The sequence below is a fragment of the Streptomyces coeruleorubidus genome, from assembly GCF_008705135.1.
GTDB classification, from domain to species: domain Bacteria; phylum Actinomycetota; class Actinomycetes; order Streptomycetales; family Streptomycetaceae; genus Streptomyces; species Streptomyces coeruleofuscus.
In genome coordinates this window covers 4,721,681-4,736,260 of sequence record NZ_CP023694.1, presented here as the reverse complement: position 1 = coordinate 4,736,260, position 14,580 = coordinate 4,721,681, and the positions used below count along the sequence as shown (strand labels likewise).

Sequence of the window (14,580 nt, the reverse complement as noted above, 5' to 3'; positions counted from 1 at the left end):
GGTCCCCCTTGAACATGGGTGAGTGACGCGAACATGTCGCGAGATAAGACCCACGTAAGTTATCGGTCCCCACTGACACCGCAGTAGCCAGATGTGGCTCTGTGTCATTGATGTGACACTTACTGGCGCCCAAACCGGCCCATAGTCACAGCTACTGCCGCGTAGATAACGGCGATCGTGACCACCAGAGGCACGGATCGGCCGTCCGGCGGCAGCATCAGGGCGGCGACGGCGGCGGCTCCGACGAAAGCGACGTTGAAAAGGACGTCGTAGACCGAGAAGATCCGGCCACGGAAGCCGTCCTCGACGGAGGACTGGACGATCGTGTCCGTGGAGATCTTCGCCGCCTGGGTGGTCAGACCCAGGACGAAGGCCGCGGCCAGCAGAGGGGCAGTGGCGAACGGCAGCCCCAGAGCGGGCTCCAGGAGAGCGGCGGCCCCCGCGCACACGACGATCCAGCGGCCCGGCCCGAGCCGGCCGGCGGCCCAGGGCGTCACTACGGCCGCCGCGAAGAAGCCGGCGCCGGAGACGCCCAACGCCAGCCCGAGCAGGGCGAGTCCGTCGTCCGTGGTCGTGGTGAGCGCGTACCGGCAGAGCATCAGCAGCATCACCAGCAGGGCGCCGTAGCAGAAGCGCATCAGCGCCATCGCCAGAAGCGCCCAGGCCGCTTCCCGGCGCTGCGGCGCGGCCAGGTGACGTACCCCCGCCACCAGGTCGCGAGCGGTGCCTCTGAGAGCCGTACCGATCGGCTCGCGCACCAAGGTCCGGTCGGGGCCCAGGAGTTCACGCGCCATGCTGAGCGACGCCAGGGCGGCGCACAGATACAGCACGGCCCCCACGAGCACCACGGCGGCATCGGAGTCCGCCACGAACAGGCGGACGACGAAGGCGATACCGCCGCCCGCGGTCGCCGCCAGCGTCCCGGCGGTCGGGGAAAGGGAGTTGGCGAGGACGAGGCGCTCGGCGTCGACCACACGGGGCAGCGCGGCGGACAGGCCGGAGAGGACGAAACGGTTGACGGCGGTGACGCACAGGGCGGAGACGTAGAAGAGCCAGTCCGGAGCCGGACTGAGTATCAGCAGAGCCGTGGCGGCGGCCAGCAGGGCGCGCAGCAGGCTGCCGTACAGCAGGACCTGGCGGCGTCGCCAGCGGTCCAGCAGGACACCGGCGAAGGGGCCGACGAGGGAGTACGGGAGCAGCAGCACCGCCATGGCGGAGGCGACCGCGGCCGCCGAGGTCTGTTTCTCCGGCGAGAAGACCACGTACGCGGCGAGTGAGACCTGGTAGACGCCGTCGGCGCCCTGGGAGAGCAGGCGCACGCCGAGCAGACGCCTGAAGCCCTGGAAACGCAACAGGACACGCAGGTCACGGACGACGGCCATGGGGCACAGCCTCACATACGGAGAGGGCCCCCGGGTCGTACGACCCGGAGACCCTCACAGCCCTGGCAGGAGCGACTGGTTGCGGCGCCTCAGCGCTCGACTTCACCCTTGATGAACTTCTCGACGTTCTCGCGGGCCTCGTCGTCGTAGTACTGGACGGGCGGGGACTTCATGAAGTAGCTCGACGCGGAGAGCACGGGGCCGCCGATGCCGCGGTCCTTGGCGATCTTCGCGGCGCGCAGGGCGTCGATGATGACGCCGGCCGAGTTCGGGGAGTCCCAGACCTCGAGCTTGTACTCCAGGTTCAGCGGGACGTCACCGAACGCACGGCCCTCCAGGCGGACGTACGCCCACTTGCGGTCATCCAGCCAGGCCACGTAGTCGGACGGGCCGATGTGGACGTTGTCCGCGCCCATGTCGCGGTCGCGGATCTGGGAGGTCACGGCCTGCGTCTTGGAGATCTTCTTGGACTCCAGGCGGTCGCGCTCCAGCATGTTCTTGAAGTCCATATTGCCGCCGACGTTCAGCTGCATCGTGCGGTCCAGGACGACGCCCCGGTCCTCGAACAGCTTCGCCATGACGCGGTGCGTGATGGTGGCGCCGACCTGGGACTTGATGTCGTCGCCGACAATCGGGACGCCCGCCTCGGTGAACTTGTCCGCCCACTCCTTGGTGCCGGCGATGAAGACCGGCAGCGCGTTGACGAACGCGACCTTGGCGTCGATGGCGCACTGGGCGTAGAACTTCGCCGCGTCCTCGGAACCGACGGGCAGGTAGCAGACGAGGACGTCGACCTGCTTGTCCTTGAGGACCTGGACGACGTCGACCGGCTCCTCGGCGGACTCCTCGATGGTCTCCCGGTAGTACTTGCCGAGGCCGTCGAGGGTGTGGCCGCGCTGCACCGTCACGCCGGTGCTGGGTACGTCGCAGATCTTGATGGTGTTGTTCTCGGAGGCGCCGATGGCGTCCGCCAGGTCGAGACCGACCTTCTTGGCGTCCACGTCGAACGCGGCGACGAACTCGACGTCGCGGACGTGGTAGTCGCCGAACTGGACGTGCATCAGGCCCGGCACCTTGGACGCCGGGTCGGCGTCCTTGTAGTACTCGACTCCCTGCACCAGCGATGCGGCGCAGTTGCCCACACCGACGATGGCTACGCGGACCGAACCCATTCCGGTTGCTCCCTGTGTGTACGAGTGAGGCCCTTCAACGGGCTCTCACGTGGCGGTGTCGTCGGGCGTATCCGGACGGGGGTCGTCCCCCGGCCGGGGCAGGCCGCCCGACGCTCCAGATGTGGTGTCACGCGAACCGGGCTCCCCGGAGGCGGGACCCTTCAGGTCCCGTCCCGCCCGTTCGCTCTCGATGAGCTCGTTCAGCCAGCGCACTTCGCGCTCCACGGACTCCATCCCGTGGCGCTGGAGCTCAAGCGTGTAGTCGTCGAGGCGCTCCCGGGTCCGGGCCAGGGAGAGGCGCATCTTCTCCAGGCGCTCCTCCAGCCGGCTGCGGCGGCCCTCCAGCACGCGCATGCGCACGTCGCGTGAGGTTTGGCCGAAGAAAGCGAAACGGGCGGCGAACGTCTCGTCCTCGTACGCGTCGGGCCCGGTCTGCGAGAGCAGCTGCTCGAAGTGCTCCTTGCCCTCCGCCGTCAACCGGTAGACGATCTTGGCGCGGCGGCCGGTGAGGGGAGCGGCCTCGGTGTCGTTCCCCGGCTCCTCGATCAGCCAGCCGTTGGCGACCAGCGTCTTGAGGCAGGGGTAGAGCGTCCCGTAGCTGAACGCACGGAACACACCCAGTGACGTGTTGAGTCGTTTGCGCAGCTCATAGCCGTGCATCGGAGATTCGCGGAGCAGGCCGAGTACGGCGAACTCGAGGATCCCGGAACGCCGGCTCATCGTCGCCTCCTCTCTGCCAACCCGATATGTCGGACCGATGTGTCGCGCTGATGTATCGACTCGATACATCTCGACGATAGAACGGCCTTCCGGATGCGACAAGAGGAGGTGTGGTGAACGGGATCACATCACCGATTCATCGGACGCGAGTTGCCTGGTTTGAGGTGAAGTTCAGTCCTCGGCAGGTTTTGGCGGTGCGTAGTCTGTGCGCCATGCACATCACCGGGAACCAAGTGACGCCTGAGAGCGTCGTCGTCTTCGGTGTAGTACGGGTGCATGCGGGACCGATGAATGCGGAGCCGACCGCATCCGTACTTCGGGGGGACCGGAAACCAGCCGCCGTTTCCAGGCGCGCAAGGGTGCGCCTGCCCGAGGAGTAGTCGTTCGATGAGCGAGCACCGTCGCAAACCGCCGCAGCCGCAGGGAGGCGGACGTGCCGCGGCCCGACGCGGCCAGTCCGGCTCGTCCTCCGGCCGCCGCGCGGCCCCGCGAGGCGCCACCGGGTCTCCGTCCGACTCCTATGGGTCGGGCTCCTATGACGCGGGGGGTGAGGAGCGTGCGTACGGCGGCCGTGCCGAGGCCCGTCGTGCGGCGCAGAGAAGTACCGGAGGCGGCCGCCGCAGAGCGGCCGAACCGGGCCGTGGTGGCCGACGCGCCGCCCCGGGCGGGCCTACGGGGCCCGGGCGGGGTCCCGGGCGTGCGGCAGCTGTCTCCGACAGGAAGCGGCTGATCGACTATCCGCGAGCCGGCAAGTACGGCTGGCAGCGCTGGCTGCCGTCCTGGAAGCTCGTCTCCGGTCTGTGCATCGGCTTCTTCGGCAGCCTGGTGGCCGTGGCGGGCATCGGGTACGCCATGGTGGGCGTCCCCAACGAGGAGAACGCGGCAGCCCGGTCGCAGAACAACGTCTACTACTGGTCCAACGGCAAGCAGATGGTCGCGACGGGCAGCGGCCAGAACCGGCAGAACGTCACGATCGACAAGATCCCCAAGGCCATGCAGCAGGCGGTGATCTCCGCCGAGAACAAGACGTTCTACCAGGACTCGGGCGTCGACCCCATGGGTATCGCCCGCGCCTTGGCGAACATGGCCCGGGGCGCTGACACGCAGGGTGGGTCGACGATCACCCAGCAGTTCGTCAAGAACACATACCTGAGCCAGGAACAGACAGTCAGCCGTAAGTTCAAGGAGATGTTCATCTCGATCAAGGTGGGCACGAAGCTCACCAAGGACGAGATCCTCCAGGGGTACCTCAACACCTCGTACTACGGGCGTGGCGCCTACGGCATCCAGGCCGCCGCCCAGACCTACTACGGCAAGAACGCGGAAGACCTCGAGCCGAGCGAGTGCGCCTTCCTCGCCGCGCTGCTCAAGGGCCCGACGTACTACGACCCCGCGGGCAACGAGAGTCTCGACCCCTCGGCGAACCCCAAGGACAACCTCAAGCGGTCCAAGGTGCGCTGGAGCTGGATCCTCCAGCAGATGCACAACGACAAGAAGCTCTCGGACACCGACTACCAGAAGGCGATCAGCAAGTACCCCACGCCCCAGGGCCGCAAGGCGACCAAGGGCATGACCGGCCAGATCAGCTACCTGGTGGACACGGCCAAGAAGTATGTCCTGAACAACTCCGACATCACGGAGAAGCAGTTCGACCAGGGCGGCTACCAGATCAAGACGACCTTCGACAAGAACAAGGTCGAGGCGCTGGCCAGGGCCGTCAAGAAGGTCGAGCAGGAAAAACTGGATCCGGAGAAGCGTGAGCTGGACAAGCACGTCCAGTTCGGTGCGGCGTCAGTGAAGCCCAAGGACGGCGCGATCGTCGCGCTCTACGGTGGCGCGGGTTACGAGAAGGGCCACTTCAACAACAACGCGGACACCTCGGGTGTCCCCGTCGGTTCGACGTGGAAGCCGTTCGTGCTCGCCGCCGCGATGGAGCACGGCACCTACCGGAGTGACGGTCCTCTCTCGCCGCTCAGCAAGTACAACGGCAACGACCGTCTCAAGGTCCGGAACAACGATGGCTCCTATGTCATGAAGAAGGACAACACACCGTTCCTCCAGAAGAACGAGAGCGACCGCCCCTGGGGTTACATCTCCCTGCGTAAGGCGATGGAGCAGTCCGTCAACACCCCGTTCGTCCAGCTCGGCATGGACGTCGGGATGAGGAACGTGCGGGACGTGGCCGAGAAGTCCGGCATCCTGGACGCCAGCTTCGCCACCCTCAACCCGTCGTTCGCGCTCGGTACGTCGACCCCCAGCGCGATCCGCATGGCCGACGCCTACGCGACGTTCGCCGCCGCAGGCAAGCAGGCCGCCCCGTACTCGGTGACCAGCGTCAAGCTCAACGGGCAGGAAGTCGAAGGCTTCGACAAGCCGCGCATCACACAGGCGATGCCCGAGAACGTGGCGAACAACGTCACGGACGTCCTGGAGAACGTCATCCAGAACGGTACGGGCAAGAACGCCCTGTCCCTGGGCCGTACGGCGGCCGGCAAGACCGGTACGACGGACGAGAACAAGTCGGCCTGGTTCGTCGGCTACACCCAGCAACTGTCGACCTCGGTCGCGATGTTCCGTGAGGACCCCAAGAGCGCCAAGCTGCTCTCCATGAACGGCACGGCGGGTGAGCCGTCCATCCACGGTGGTGACACCCCCACCGAGGTGTGGACCGAGTACATGAAGGCGGCGCTGAAGGGCAAGCCCGACCCCGGCTTCCCAGAAGCCGAGGAGATCGGCGATATCCAGGACGCGGTGGGTGCTCCGTCGCCGACCCCGACCCCGAGCATCACGCCCAGCGAAACCCCGTCCTCGTCGCCGAGCGCGACGCCCAGCGAGACCCCGACGCTTCCGTCGCCCTCGCCGAGTGACACCTGTGGGTTCTTCGGCTGCGAGGACGACGGCGGTACGGAGAACGGCGGAGGTACAGGCGGAGACGTGTCGCCCTCGCCCTCGCCGAGCGACACGGGCGGGGACGTCGGCAACACCAGAGGCAACGGCAACGGAGGCATCTTCGGAGGCCCCGAGGGATAGCCGACCGATCGCCCGGCTTGGGTGTTTCACGTGAAACGCGAAGGTGTTTCACGTGAAACAGGGGCCGCCGCACCTACCCGGTGCGGCGGCCCTCGGCGTATGGACAGACGTGTACGGCAGGATGTGCGGCATGGCCAGTGCAGAATCGACGCAAGCGAGCGTCCATGAGCCGGACCCGGTGCGGCCGACCCACGAGGACGAGGTCGCCGCGGCCGGCAGCGAGCTGATCGGCGGCCCGCTCGGGCGGCGTGCCCTGCTCGGGACGTCCAGGTGGACTCCCGTGCGAGTGATCGCGCTGGTCGCGATCGGCATGTTCGCCCTAGGCCTGGTCCAGAAGGCGCCCTGCTACAACGGCGCCTGGTTCTTCGGGGCCAGCTCCCAGTACACGCACGCGTGTTACTCGGACATCCCGCACCTCTACCAGGGGCGTGGCTTCGCCGACGGGCTCGTGCCGTACTTCGACAAGCTCCCCGGCGACATGCAGTACCTGGAGTACCCGGTGCTCACCGGCGTCTTCATGGAGGTCGCCTCCTGGCTCACGCCCGGCAGCGGCAGCATCCAGGACCAGGAGCAGTGGTACTGGATGGTCAACGCCGGGATGCTGATGGCGTGCGCATCGGTCATCGCCGTGTGCGTGACCCGCACGCATGCCCGGCGTCCCTGGGACGGTCTGCTCGTCGCCCTGGCGCCTGCCGCCGCGCTGACGGCGACCATCAACTGGGACCTGCTGGCGGTGGCCCTCACGGCCGCGGCGATGCTGATGTGGTCGCGTGGCCGCTCCCTCGCCTTCGGCGTTCTGCTGGGACTCGCCACGGCCGCCAAGCTCTATCCCTTCCTTATCCTCGGGCCGCTGCTGGTGCTGTGCTGGCGCGCGGGCAAGTGGCGTGAGTTCGGGACGGCTGTGGGCGGTGCGATCGTCGCCTGGGTCGTCGTGAACGGGCCGGTGATGCTCTTCGCGTTCGAGGGCTGGTCGAAGTTCTACACGTTCAGCCAGGAACGGGGCGTGGACTTCGGTTCCTTCTGGCTGATCATGGCCCAGAACTCGGACGACCCGCTCAGCACCGACACCGTCAACACGCTCGCCACGCTGCTGATGCTGGTGTGCTGCGCGGGTGTCGCGGTGCTCGCGCTGACCGCTCCGCGCCGCCCGCGGTTCGCCCAGCTCGCCTTCCTGATCGTCGCGGCGTTCATCCTCACCAACAAGGTCTACTCGCCGCAGTACGTCCTGTGGCTGGTGCCCCTGGCCGCCCTGGCCCGGCCTAAGTGGCGGGACTTCCTGATCTGGCAGGTCTGCGAGGTGGCGTACTTCCTGGGGATCTGGATGTACCTCGCGTACACGACCAGCGGAGACGCCCACAAGGGGCTGCCCACCGACGGGTACCACTGGGCCATCGGCCTGCACCTGCTGGGCACGCTGTACCTGTGCGTCATGGTCGTGCGCGACATCTTCATGCCGGACCGGGACCCGGTCCGCCGGTCCGGGGACGACGATCCCTCGGGCGGAGTGCTCGACGGCGCTCAGGACGTCTTCGTACTCGGCCCCGCGGCTCGACCTCCCCGGCACGCGGCCGCTCAGTTCGACGGGCCGCAGGTCGAATGGGGCAGGCGGGGCGCGACGGGCGGTTCGCTCTGAGCGAACGGCGCGAAAGGCCGTACACGGAAGACCGTGTACGGCCTTTTTGCTGTGCCGGCTGTGCTGGGCCCGTCGGCGCGTACGCCGGTCAGCGGTCCATGAGCCGGTCGAACTGCGTGGTGGTGTGCCGCAGATGGGCCACCAGCTCCTCGCCGACCTTCGGCTCCGGGGCGTCCGCGGGCACGAACAGGATCGACACCTGCATGTGCGGCGGCTCGGCGAACCAGCGCTGCTTGCCGCCCCAGACGAACGGAGAAAGGTTCCGGTTGACCGTCGCGAGGCCGGCCCGGGCGACGCCCTTGGCGCGCGGCATGACGCCGTGCAGCGCCTTGGGGGCCTCCAGGCCCACCCCGTGCGACGTACCGCCCGCCACGACCACCAGGAAGCCGTCGGAGGCCGCCTTCTGCTGCCGGTAGCCGAAGCGCTCCCCCTTGGCCACGCGCGTGACGTCCAGGACCGCGCCGCGGTACTCGGTGGCCTCGTGGTCCCCCAGCCACAGCCGCGTGCCGATGCGGGCACGGAACCGCGTCTGCGGGAACTGCTGCTGGAGCCGGATGAGTTCCTCGGCCTTGAGGTGGCTGACGAACATGGTGTGCAGAGGCAGCCGGGCGGCGCGCAGCCGGTCCATCCAGCCGATGACCTCCTCGACCGCGTCCGAGCCGTCGGTGCGGTCCAGCGGCAGGTGGATCGCGAAGCCTTCCAGACGGATGTTCTCGATGGCGGCGTGCAGCTGGGACAGATCCTGCTCGCCGATGCCGTGCCGCTTCATCGAGGACATCACCTCGATCACCACACGGGCGCCGACGAGGCCGTACACGCCGTCTATCGACGACACCGAGCGGATGACCCGGTCCGGCAGGGGCACGGGCTCCTCGCCGCGCCGGTACGGCGTCAGCACCAGCAGGTCACCGCCGAACCAGTCCTTGATCCGGGCGGCCTCGTACGTCGTGCCGACGGCGAGGACGTCCGAGCCCAGCCGCGTGGCCTCCTCAGCCAGCCGCTCGTGCCCGAAGCCGTAGCCGTTGCCCTTGCAGACCGGCACGAGGCCGGGGAACTGCTCCTGCACGTGCTTGTGGTGCGCCCGCCAGCGCGCGGTGTCGACGTAGAGCGTGAGCGCCATGGCCGGACCTGGAACCTTTCTCGTGGTTGCCGTGTATCAGAGGTATGGAAGCACTGAACGTGACATCAGCGGCGCGACATGTAGATGTCGAGCGCCTTGTGCAGGAGCTTGTTCAGCGGGAAGTCCCACTCGCCGAGGTACTCGGCGGCCTGCCCGCCCGTGCCCACCTTGAACTGGATCAGACCGAAGAGGTGGTCGGTCTCGTCCAGCGAGTCGGAGATACCGCGCAGGTCGTAGACGGTGGCGCCGAGCGCGTAGGCGTCGCGCAGCATCCGCCACTGCATCGCGTTCGAGGGCCGGACCTCGCGGCCGATGTTGTCGGAGGCGCCGTAGGAGTACCAGACGTGCCCGCCGACGATCAGCATCGTCGCCGCCGACAGGTTCACGCCGTTGTGCCGGGCGAAGTACAGCCGCATGCGGTTGGGGTCCTCGCTGTTGAGGGCCGTCCACATGCGCTGGAAGTACGACAGCGGGCGCGGCCGGAAGTGGTCGCGCACGGCCGTGATCTCGTACAGCCGCTGCCATTCCTCGAGGTCCTGGTAGCCGCCCTGGACGACCTCGACGCCGGCCTTCTCGGCCTTCTTGATGTTGCGGCGCCACAGCTGGTTGAAGTTCTTGTGGACCTCTTCCAGGGAGCGGTTCGCCAGCGGCACCTGGTACACGTAGCGGGGCTGGACGTCTCCGAAGCCGGCGCCGCCGTCCTCGCCCTGCTGCCAGCCCATGCGGCGCAGCTTGTCGGCCACCTCGAAGGCGCGCGGCTCGATGTGGTCGGCCTCGATGTCACGCAGGCGCTTGACGTCCGGGTTCTGGATGCCCGCCTTGATGGAGGGGGCCTCCCAGCGCCGGATGATCACCGGCGGGCCCATCTTCACGGAGAAGGCGCCCTGCTGCTTCAGGTGCGCCAGCATCGGTTCGAGCCATTCCTGCAGATTCGGCGCGAACCAGTTGATGACCGGGCCCTCGGGCAGGTAGGCGAGGTAGCGCTTGATCTTGGGGAGCTGCCGGTAGAGGACCAGGCCGGCACCGACCAGCTCGCCCGTCCTGTCGTCGAACCACCCGAGGTTCTCGGAGCGCCACTCCGCCTTGACGTCAGCCCAGGCCGGGACCTGCATGTGGCTCGCCGACGGCAGGCTCTGGATGTAGGCCAGATGCTGCTCTCGACTGATGGTCCTCAGGGTCAGGCTCATTTCGGGGCGCTCCTCGGGCTGGTGTGTCCCCATAGGGTCAGGGGCTCCGGCTCTCGCGCGAAGCCTACTGCGCCTTGGATGCGCGCCGGTTGGGCGTACGGAACCTTCGCCCCGGCCCGTGAACGGCCGGGACGGCACTCAGTGTTCGGAAGGAGTGTCCCTGGCGTCAGTCGAGGAGACCGCCGAAGAGACCGCCGTGCGCCATGCCCAGGAAGAACCCGACGCCCGCGGCACCGAGGCCGAGGATCAGGCCGAAGCGCTCCCGGGTCGTCTCCGAGACCCACTGGCCGTACGCGCCGGTGAGAATGCCCACCAGGCCGGTCCAGGAGCTCAGCAGATGCAGGTCTTCGTCGACCAGTGCCGTGATGAACGACGTGATGCCCAGCACCAGGGTCACCGCGAGCAGGGTGTCCTGGAGGGGGTGGGGCTTGCCGTCCGTGGCGAAGAGGCCGCCGGCGGTGTTGGGTCGCAATGCCTGTGCCATAGGGCACCTCCTGCGAAAGTCGGCGCAACGTAGCGCCATACACACCCGATGTGTACAGATTGGCTGCCCTGACGGCCGGATTTCAACCGCAAGCCGCTATGCGGGTAGTCTGTACCGTCCGCACCGGTGTCTGCCCATGTCACGGCAGGGGCTTCTCCAGGGAACCCCCGATTGTCAGTGGTGGCCGATACCGTTGCCTACGCATCACAACCCTCCTGCCACGGAACGACCGTGGCCGCTGAGTCCAAAGGAGGTGGGTTCCACATGCGTCACTACGAGGTGATGGTCATCCTCGACCCCGAGGTCGAGGAGCGCGCTGTCTCTCCGTTGATCGAGAACTTCCTGTCTGTCGTCCGTGACGGCGGCGGAAAGGTCGAGAAGGTCGACACCTGGGGCCGTCGTCGTCTCGCGTACGAGATCAAGAAGAAGCCCGAGGGCATCTACTCGGTCATCGACCTGCAGGCCGAGCCTGCGGTCGTCAAGGAGCTCGACCGCCAGATGAACCTGAACGAGTCGGTCCTCCGGACCAAGGTCCTCCGTCCCGAGACCCACTGAGCTCACACGCTCAGCTGATCCCGGGATTCGAGTAGCAAGCAGCCAGAGCAAACCCGCCGAGAGGTTCCCCCATGGCAGGCGAGACCGTCATCACGGTGGTCGGCAATCTTGTCGACGACCCCGAGCTGCGCTTCACCCCCTCCGGTGCGGCCGTCGCGAAGTTCCGTGTCGCGTCCACTCCCCGCACCTTCGACCGCCAGACGAACGAGTGGAAGGACGGCGAGAGCCTCTTCCTGACCTGCTCGGTCTGGCGTCAGGCGGCGGAGAACGTTGCCGAGTCGCTCCAGCGAGGCATGCGCGTCATCGTGCAGGGCCGGCTGAAGCAGCGGTCCTACGAGGACCGTGAGGGCGTCAAGCGCACGGTCTACGAGCTGGACGTCGAGGAAGTCGGCGCCAGCCTGCGCAATGCCACGGCCAAGGTCACCAAGACCACCGGCCGCGGTGGCCAGGGCGGTTACGGCGGCGGCGGTGGCGGTGGCGGTGGCGCCCAGGGTGGCGGCGGCTGGGGCGGCGGCCCCGGTGGCGGCCAGCAGGGCGGCGGCGCTCCCGCCGACGACCCGTGGGCGACCGGCGCTCCTGCCGGTGGCAACCAGGGCGGTGGCGGCGGCTGGGGCGGTGGCTCCGGCGGCAGCGGCGGTGGCGGCGGCTACTCGGACGAACCCCCCTTCTAGGGCGGGTTCGCACCCCAACTTCTTGATCACACAGGAGATACACCATGGCGAAGCCGCCTGTGCGCAAGCCGAAGAAGAAGGTCTGCGCTTTCTGCAAGGACAAGGTCACGTACGTGGACTACAAGGACACGAACATGCTGCGGAAGTTCATTTCCGACCGCGGCAAGATCCGTGCCCGCCGCGTGACCGGCAACTGCACCCAGCACCAGCGTGACGTCGCCACGGCCGTGAAGAACAGCCGTGAGATGGCGCTGCTGCCCTACACCTCCACCGCGCGATAAGGGAAGGGTGACCGACACATGAAGATCATCCTCACCCACGAGGTCTCCGGCCTCGGTGCCGCGGGCGACGTCGTCGACGTCAAGGACGGTTACGCTCGCAACTACCTGATCCCGCGGAATTTCGCTATCCGCTGGACCAAGGGTGGCGAGAAGGACGTCGAGCAGATCCGTCGTGCTCGCAAGATCCACGAGATCCAGACCATCGAGCAGGCCAACCAGATCAAGGGCCAGCTCGAGGCGGTCAAGGTTCGTCTGGCCGTCCGCTCCGGCGACGCCGGTCGTCTCTTCGGTTCCGTCACCCCGGCCGACATCGCTTCCGCGATCAAGGCTTCCGGTGGCCCCGAGGTCGACAAGCGCCGCATCGAGCTGGGCTCGCCGATCAAGACGCTGGGCGCTCACGAGACGTCCGTGCGTCTGCACCCCGAGGTTGCCGCCAAGGTCAACATCGAGGTCGTCGCGGCCTGAGTGTCGCGCTCGCTGAGGCAGTGAGCGATGGGGTCGCACCCTTCGGGGTGCGGCCCCATCGCCGTTTCGGCGCCATCGTCGTTTCACGTGAAACACGGTGTTTCACGTGAAACAGTCAGCGAGGGCGAGCCCGGCGGTCAGCGGGTCGCGCCCGTCACGATCCAGCGGCCCGAGCGGGTTCGGAGCCACAGCGTCACCATCCGGACGGTCATCATCAGCGTCATGGTGGCCCACAGGGCGGTGAGCCCGCCGCCCAGTACCGGCACCAGCAGGGCGACCGGGGTGAAGACCGCGAGAGTGAGCAGCATCGCCCACGCCAGGTAGGGGCCGTCGCCAGCACCCATCAGGACCCCGTCCAGGACGAAGACAATGCCGGAGATCGGCTGCGAGAGGGCGACGATGAGCAGGGCGGGCAGCGCCGCGTCCTTGACCGCGGAGTCACTGGTGAACAAGGGCAGGAATGCCGGGCGGGCGATGACGACCAGGATGCCGAGGACGACTCCGACGGCGATCCCCCACTCGACCATGCGACGGCATGCATCGCGGGCGCCTTGTGCGTCACCGGCTCCGAGGTAGCGCCCGATGATGGCCTGTCCCGCGATGGCGATGGCGTCTAGGGCGAAGGCGAGCAGGCTCCACAGGGACAGGATGATCTGGTGTGCGGCGATGTCGGCATCACCGAGACGGGCGGCGACCGCCGTGGCGATCATCAGGATCGCCCGCAGGGAGAGGGTGCGAACCAGCAGCGGCACACCGGCTTGTGCAGAGGCCCTGATCCCAGCGGCGTCCGGGCGGAGCGAGGCACCGTGCTTGCGCGCACCGCGCACGACCACCACGAGATAGACCACGGCCATGCCCCACTGGGCGATGACGGTGCCCCAGGCGGATCCGGCGATCCCCAGGTCGGCGCCGTAGACGAGCCCCGCGTTGAGAGCGCCGTTGGCGACGAAGCCGGCGATGGCGACGTAGAGAGGGGTCTTGGTGTCCTGGAGGCCGCGCAGGACACCGGTCGCGGCGAGGACGACGAGCATGGCCGGTATGCCGAGCGCCGAGATGCGCAGGTACGTGGTGGCATAGGGAGCCGCCGCGTCCGAGGCGCCGAAAAGGTCCACGACGCCGGACGCCGTCGGTATGACGACGGCGACGACGGCAGCGCCGAGGAGCAATGCCAGCCAGATGCCGTCCATGCCCTGGCGGATGGCGGCTTGGAGGTCGCCCGCGCCGACGCGGCGGGCGACCGCCGCTGTCGTGGCGTAGGCGAGGAAGACGAAGACACTGACGGCGGTCATCAGCAGGGCCGAGGCGACGCCGAGGCCGGCGAGTTGGGCCGTGCCCAGATGGCCCACGATCGCGGTGTCGGCCATGAGGAAGAGGGGCTCGGCGACGAGAGAGCCGAAGGCCGGCACGGCCAACGAGACGATCTCTCGGTCGTGCTGTCTCCGGCCGCTTCGGTGACGCGCGGGGGCCTGTGTCATGTGCACCAATCTAATCGTCCACAGGTAAGAGATGCAAAGGTTTTGCAACCCTTACCTTCCGTCCAGCGGTACGCACTGCTGTGCACCATTCGAAGCGATCTTGCGCCGGTTGGGAAAGTTTTTCTTCTGCACAACCGGTGGACGGCAAATGCGCAGGTCAGAGACGTCCGTCGGAGGAGACTCGGTGCTTGTTCACAGGCCTGTCCACCGGGTCGTGCACAGGTTTTGAGGAGTTCTCCACAGCATCTGGGCCGTCGTCCACATGGCCTGTGGATAACCAGATTGGCTGACGGTGCCGACAGGCCTACCGTGGTCCGGCGCCCGCTCCGTCCGCCGGTCTTCAAAACGTCACAAAACCGGCGCTGGCTAACCGGAGTTGGGCGTCTCATTTGTCAGTGCCGTGCC

The 14,580-nt window shown here is 67.6% G+C and carries 13 protein-coding genes; 6 read left to right on the top strand and 7 right to left on the bottom strand.

The features are described from left to right. Positions 1-119: 119 nt before the first annotated feature. From CP976_RS21910 to CP976_RS21900, 3 genes are all read right to left on the bottom strand, one after another. Positions 120-1,382, bottom strand: a complete 1,263-nt coding sequence (locus tag CP976_RS21910) for an MFS transporter (protein ID WP_150481900.1) — start codon at positions 1,380-1,382, stop codon at positions 120-122. An 89-nt stretch (positions 1,383-1,471) separates the two neighbouring features. Further along, positions 1,472-2,554, bottom strand: coding sequence for an inositol-3-phosphate synthase (locus CP976_RS21905; RefSeq protein WP_086560472.1), 1,083 nt, complete (start codon positions 2,552-2,554; stop codon positions 1,472-1,474). 45 nt (positions 2,555-2,599) lie between these two features. Next, a complete protein-coding gene (locus CP976_RS21900) occupies positions 2,600-3,274 on the bottom strand; it encodes a PadR family transcriptional regulator (protein WP_150481899.1) in 675 nt (224 codons plus the stop codon). Between the two features lie 387 nt (positions 3,275-3,661). Between CP976_RS21900 and CP976_RS21895 the strand changes: the two genes are divergently transcribed. Together CP976_RS21895 and CP976_RS21890 are read left to right on the top strand one after the other, a co-directional pair. Beyond that, the gene (locus CP976_RS21895) at positions 3,662-6,304 is read left to right on the top strand and encodes a transglycosylase domain-containing protein (RefSeq protein ID WP_208838940.1); all 2,643 of its coding nucleotides are present in this window, start codon (positions 3,662-3,664) and stop codon (positions 6,302-6,304) included. Between the two features lie 121 nt (positions 6,305-6,425). Next, positions 6,426-7,937, top strand: coding sequence for a glycosyltransferase family 87 protein (locus CP976_RS21890; RefSeq protein WP_150485443.1), 1,512 nt, complete (start codon positions 6,426-6,428; stop codon positions 7,935-7,937). Between the two features lie 88 nt (positions 7,938-8,025). On the opposite strand, the gene CP976_RS21885 is transcribed toward CP976_RS21890, so the two are convergent. The 3 genes from CP976_RS21885 to CP976_RS21875 all read right to left on the bottom strand — a co-directional run bounded on the left by CP976_RS21885 (position 8,026) and on the right by CP976_RS21875 (position 10,728). After that, positions 8,026-9,057, bottom strand: coding sequence for an alanine racemase (locus CP976_RS21885; protein ID WP_086846502.1), 1,032 nt, complete (start codon positions 9,055-9,057; stop codon positions 8,026-8,028). 65 nt (positions 9,058-9,122) lie between these two features. Continuing rightward, positions 9,123-10,244, bottom strand: a complete 1,122-nt coding sequence (femX, locus tag CP976_RS21880) for a peptidoglycan bridge formation glycyltransferase FemX (RefSeq protein ID WP_086846504.1) — start codon at positions 10,242-10,244, stop codon at positions 9,123-9,125. Positions 10,245-10,410: 166 nt separating this feature from the next. Then, entirely contained in the window at positions 10,411-10,728 is a 318-nt protein-coding gene (locus CP976_RS21875; RefSeq protein WP_086846506.1) for a hypothetical protein, read from the bottom strand. A 264-nt stretch (positions 10,729-10,992) separates the two neighbouring features. On the opposite strand from CP976_RS21875, the gene rpsF reads away from it, so the two are divergent. The 4 genes from rpsF to rplI all read left to right on the top strand — a co-directional run bounded on the left by rpsF (position 10,993) and on the right by rplI (position 12,700). After that, positions 10,993-11,283, top strand: coding sequence for a 30S ribosomal protein S6 (rpsF, locus tag CP976_RS21870; protein ID WP_030847098.1), 291 nt, complete (start codon positions 10,993-10,995; stop codon positions 11,281-11,283). 71 nt (positions 11,284-11,354) lie between these two features. Further along, entirely contained in the window at positions 11,355-11,954 is a 600-nt protein-coding gene (locus tag CP976_RS21865) for a single-stranded DNA-binding protein (protein WP_150481898.1), read from the top strand. A gap of 44 nt (positions 11,955-11,998) precedes the next feature. Further along, positions 11,999-12,235 carry a 30S ribosomal protein S18 gene (gene rpsR, locus CP976_RS21860; protein ID WP_003949403.1) on the top strand — a complete coding sequence of 79 codons (237 nt, stop codon included), beginning with the start codon at positions 11,999-12,001 and terminating at the stop codon, positions 12,233-12,235. Between the two features lie 18 nt (positions 12,236-12,253). Continuing rightward, positions 12,254-12,700 (top strand): 50S ribosomal protein L9, encoded by a 447-nt coding sequence (rplI, locus tag CP976_RS21855; RefSeq protein ID WP_086599149.1) that lies wholly within the window; start codon positions 12,254-12,256, stop codon positions 12,698-12,700. A 137-nt stretch (positions 12,701-12,837) separates the two neighbouring features. Here the strand turns inward: rplI and CP976_RS21850 are convergent, their stop codons facing one another. Next, positions 12,838-14,175 carry an MATE family efflux transporter gene (locus CP976_RS21850; protein WP_167537386.1) on the bottom strand — a complete coding sequence of 446 codons (1,338 nt, stop codon included), beginning with the start codon at positions 14,173-14,175 and terminating at the stop codon, positions 12,838-12,840. Positions 14,176-14,580: the final 405 nt, after the last annotated feature.

Coding starts and splice junctions, on each gene's coding strand:
- CP976_RS21905 (WP_086560472.1), bottom strand. CDS start 2,554: ATGGGTTCGGTCCGCGTAGCCATCGTCGGTGTGGGCAACTGCGCCGCA.
- rpsR (WP_003949403.1), top strand. CDS start 11,999: ATGGCGAAGCCGCCTGTGCGCAAGCCGAAGAAGAAGGTCTGCGCTTTC.
- CP976_RS21850 (WP_167537386.1), bottom strand. CDS start 14,175: ATGACACAGGCCCCCGCGCGTCACCGAAGCGGCCGGAGACAGCACGAC.
- CP976_RS21910 (WP_150481900.1), bottom strand. CDS start 1,382: ATGGCCGTCGTCCGTGACCTGCGTGTCCTGTTGCGTTTCCAGGGCTTC.
- CP976_RS21885 (WP_086846502.1), bottom strand. CDS start 9,057: ATGGCGCTCACGCTCTACGTCGACACCGCGCGCTGGCGGGCGCACCAC.
- rpsF (WP_030847098.1), top strand. CDS start 10,993: ATGCGTCACTACGAGGTGATGGTCATCCTCGACCCCGAGGTCGAGGAG.
- CP976_RS21890 (WP_150485443.1), top strand. CDS start 6,426: ATGTGCGGCATGGCCAGTGCAGAATCGACGCAAGCGAGCGTCCATGAG.
- femX (WP_086846504.1), bottom strand. CDS start 10,244: ATGAGCCTGACCCTGAGGACCATCAGTCGAGAGCAGCATCTGGCCTAC.
- CP976_RS21900 (WP_150481899.1), bottom strand. CDS start 3,274: ATGAGCCGGCGTTCCGGGATCCTCGAGTTCGCCGTACTCGGCCTGCTC.
- CP976_RS21895 (WP_208838940.1), top strand. CDS start 3,662: ATGAGCGAGCACCGTCGCAAACCGCCGCAGCCGCAGGGAGGCGGACGT.
- CP976_RS21865 (WP_150481898.1), top strand. CDS start 11,355: ATGGCAGGCGAGACCGTCATCACGGTGGTCGGCAATCTTGTCGACGAC.
- rplI (WP_086599149.1), top strand. CDS start 12,254: ATGAAGATCATCCTCACCCACGAGGTCTCCGGCCTCGGTGCCGCGGGC.
- CP976_RS21875 (WP_086846506.1), bottom strand. CDS start 10,728: ATGGCACAGGCATTGCGACCCAACACCGCCGGCGGCCTCTTCGCCACG.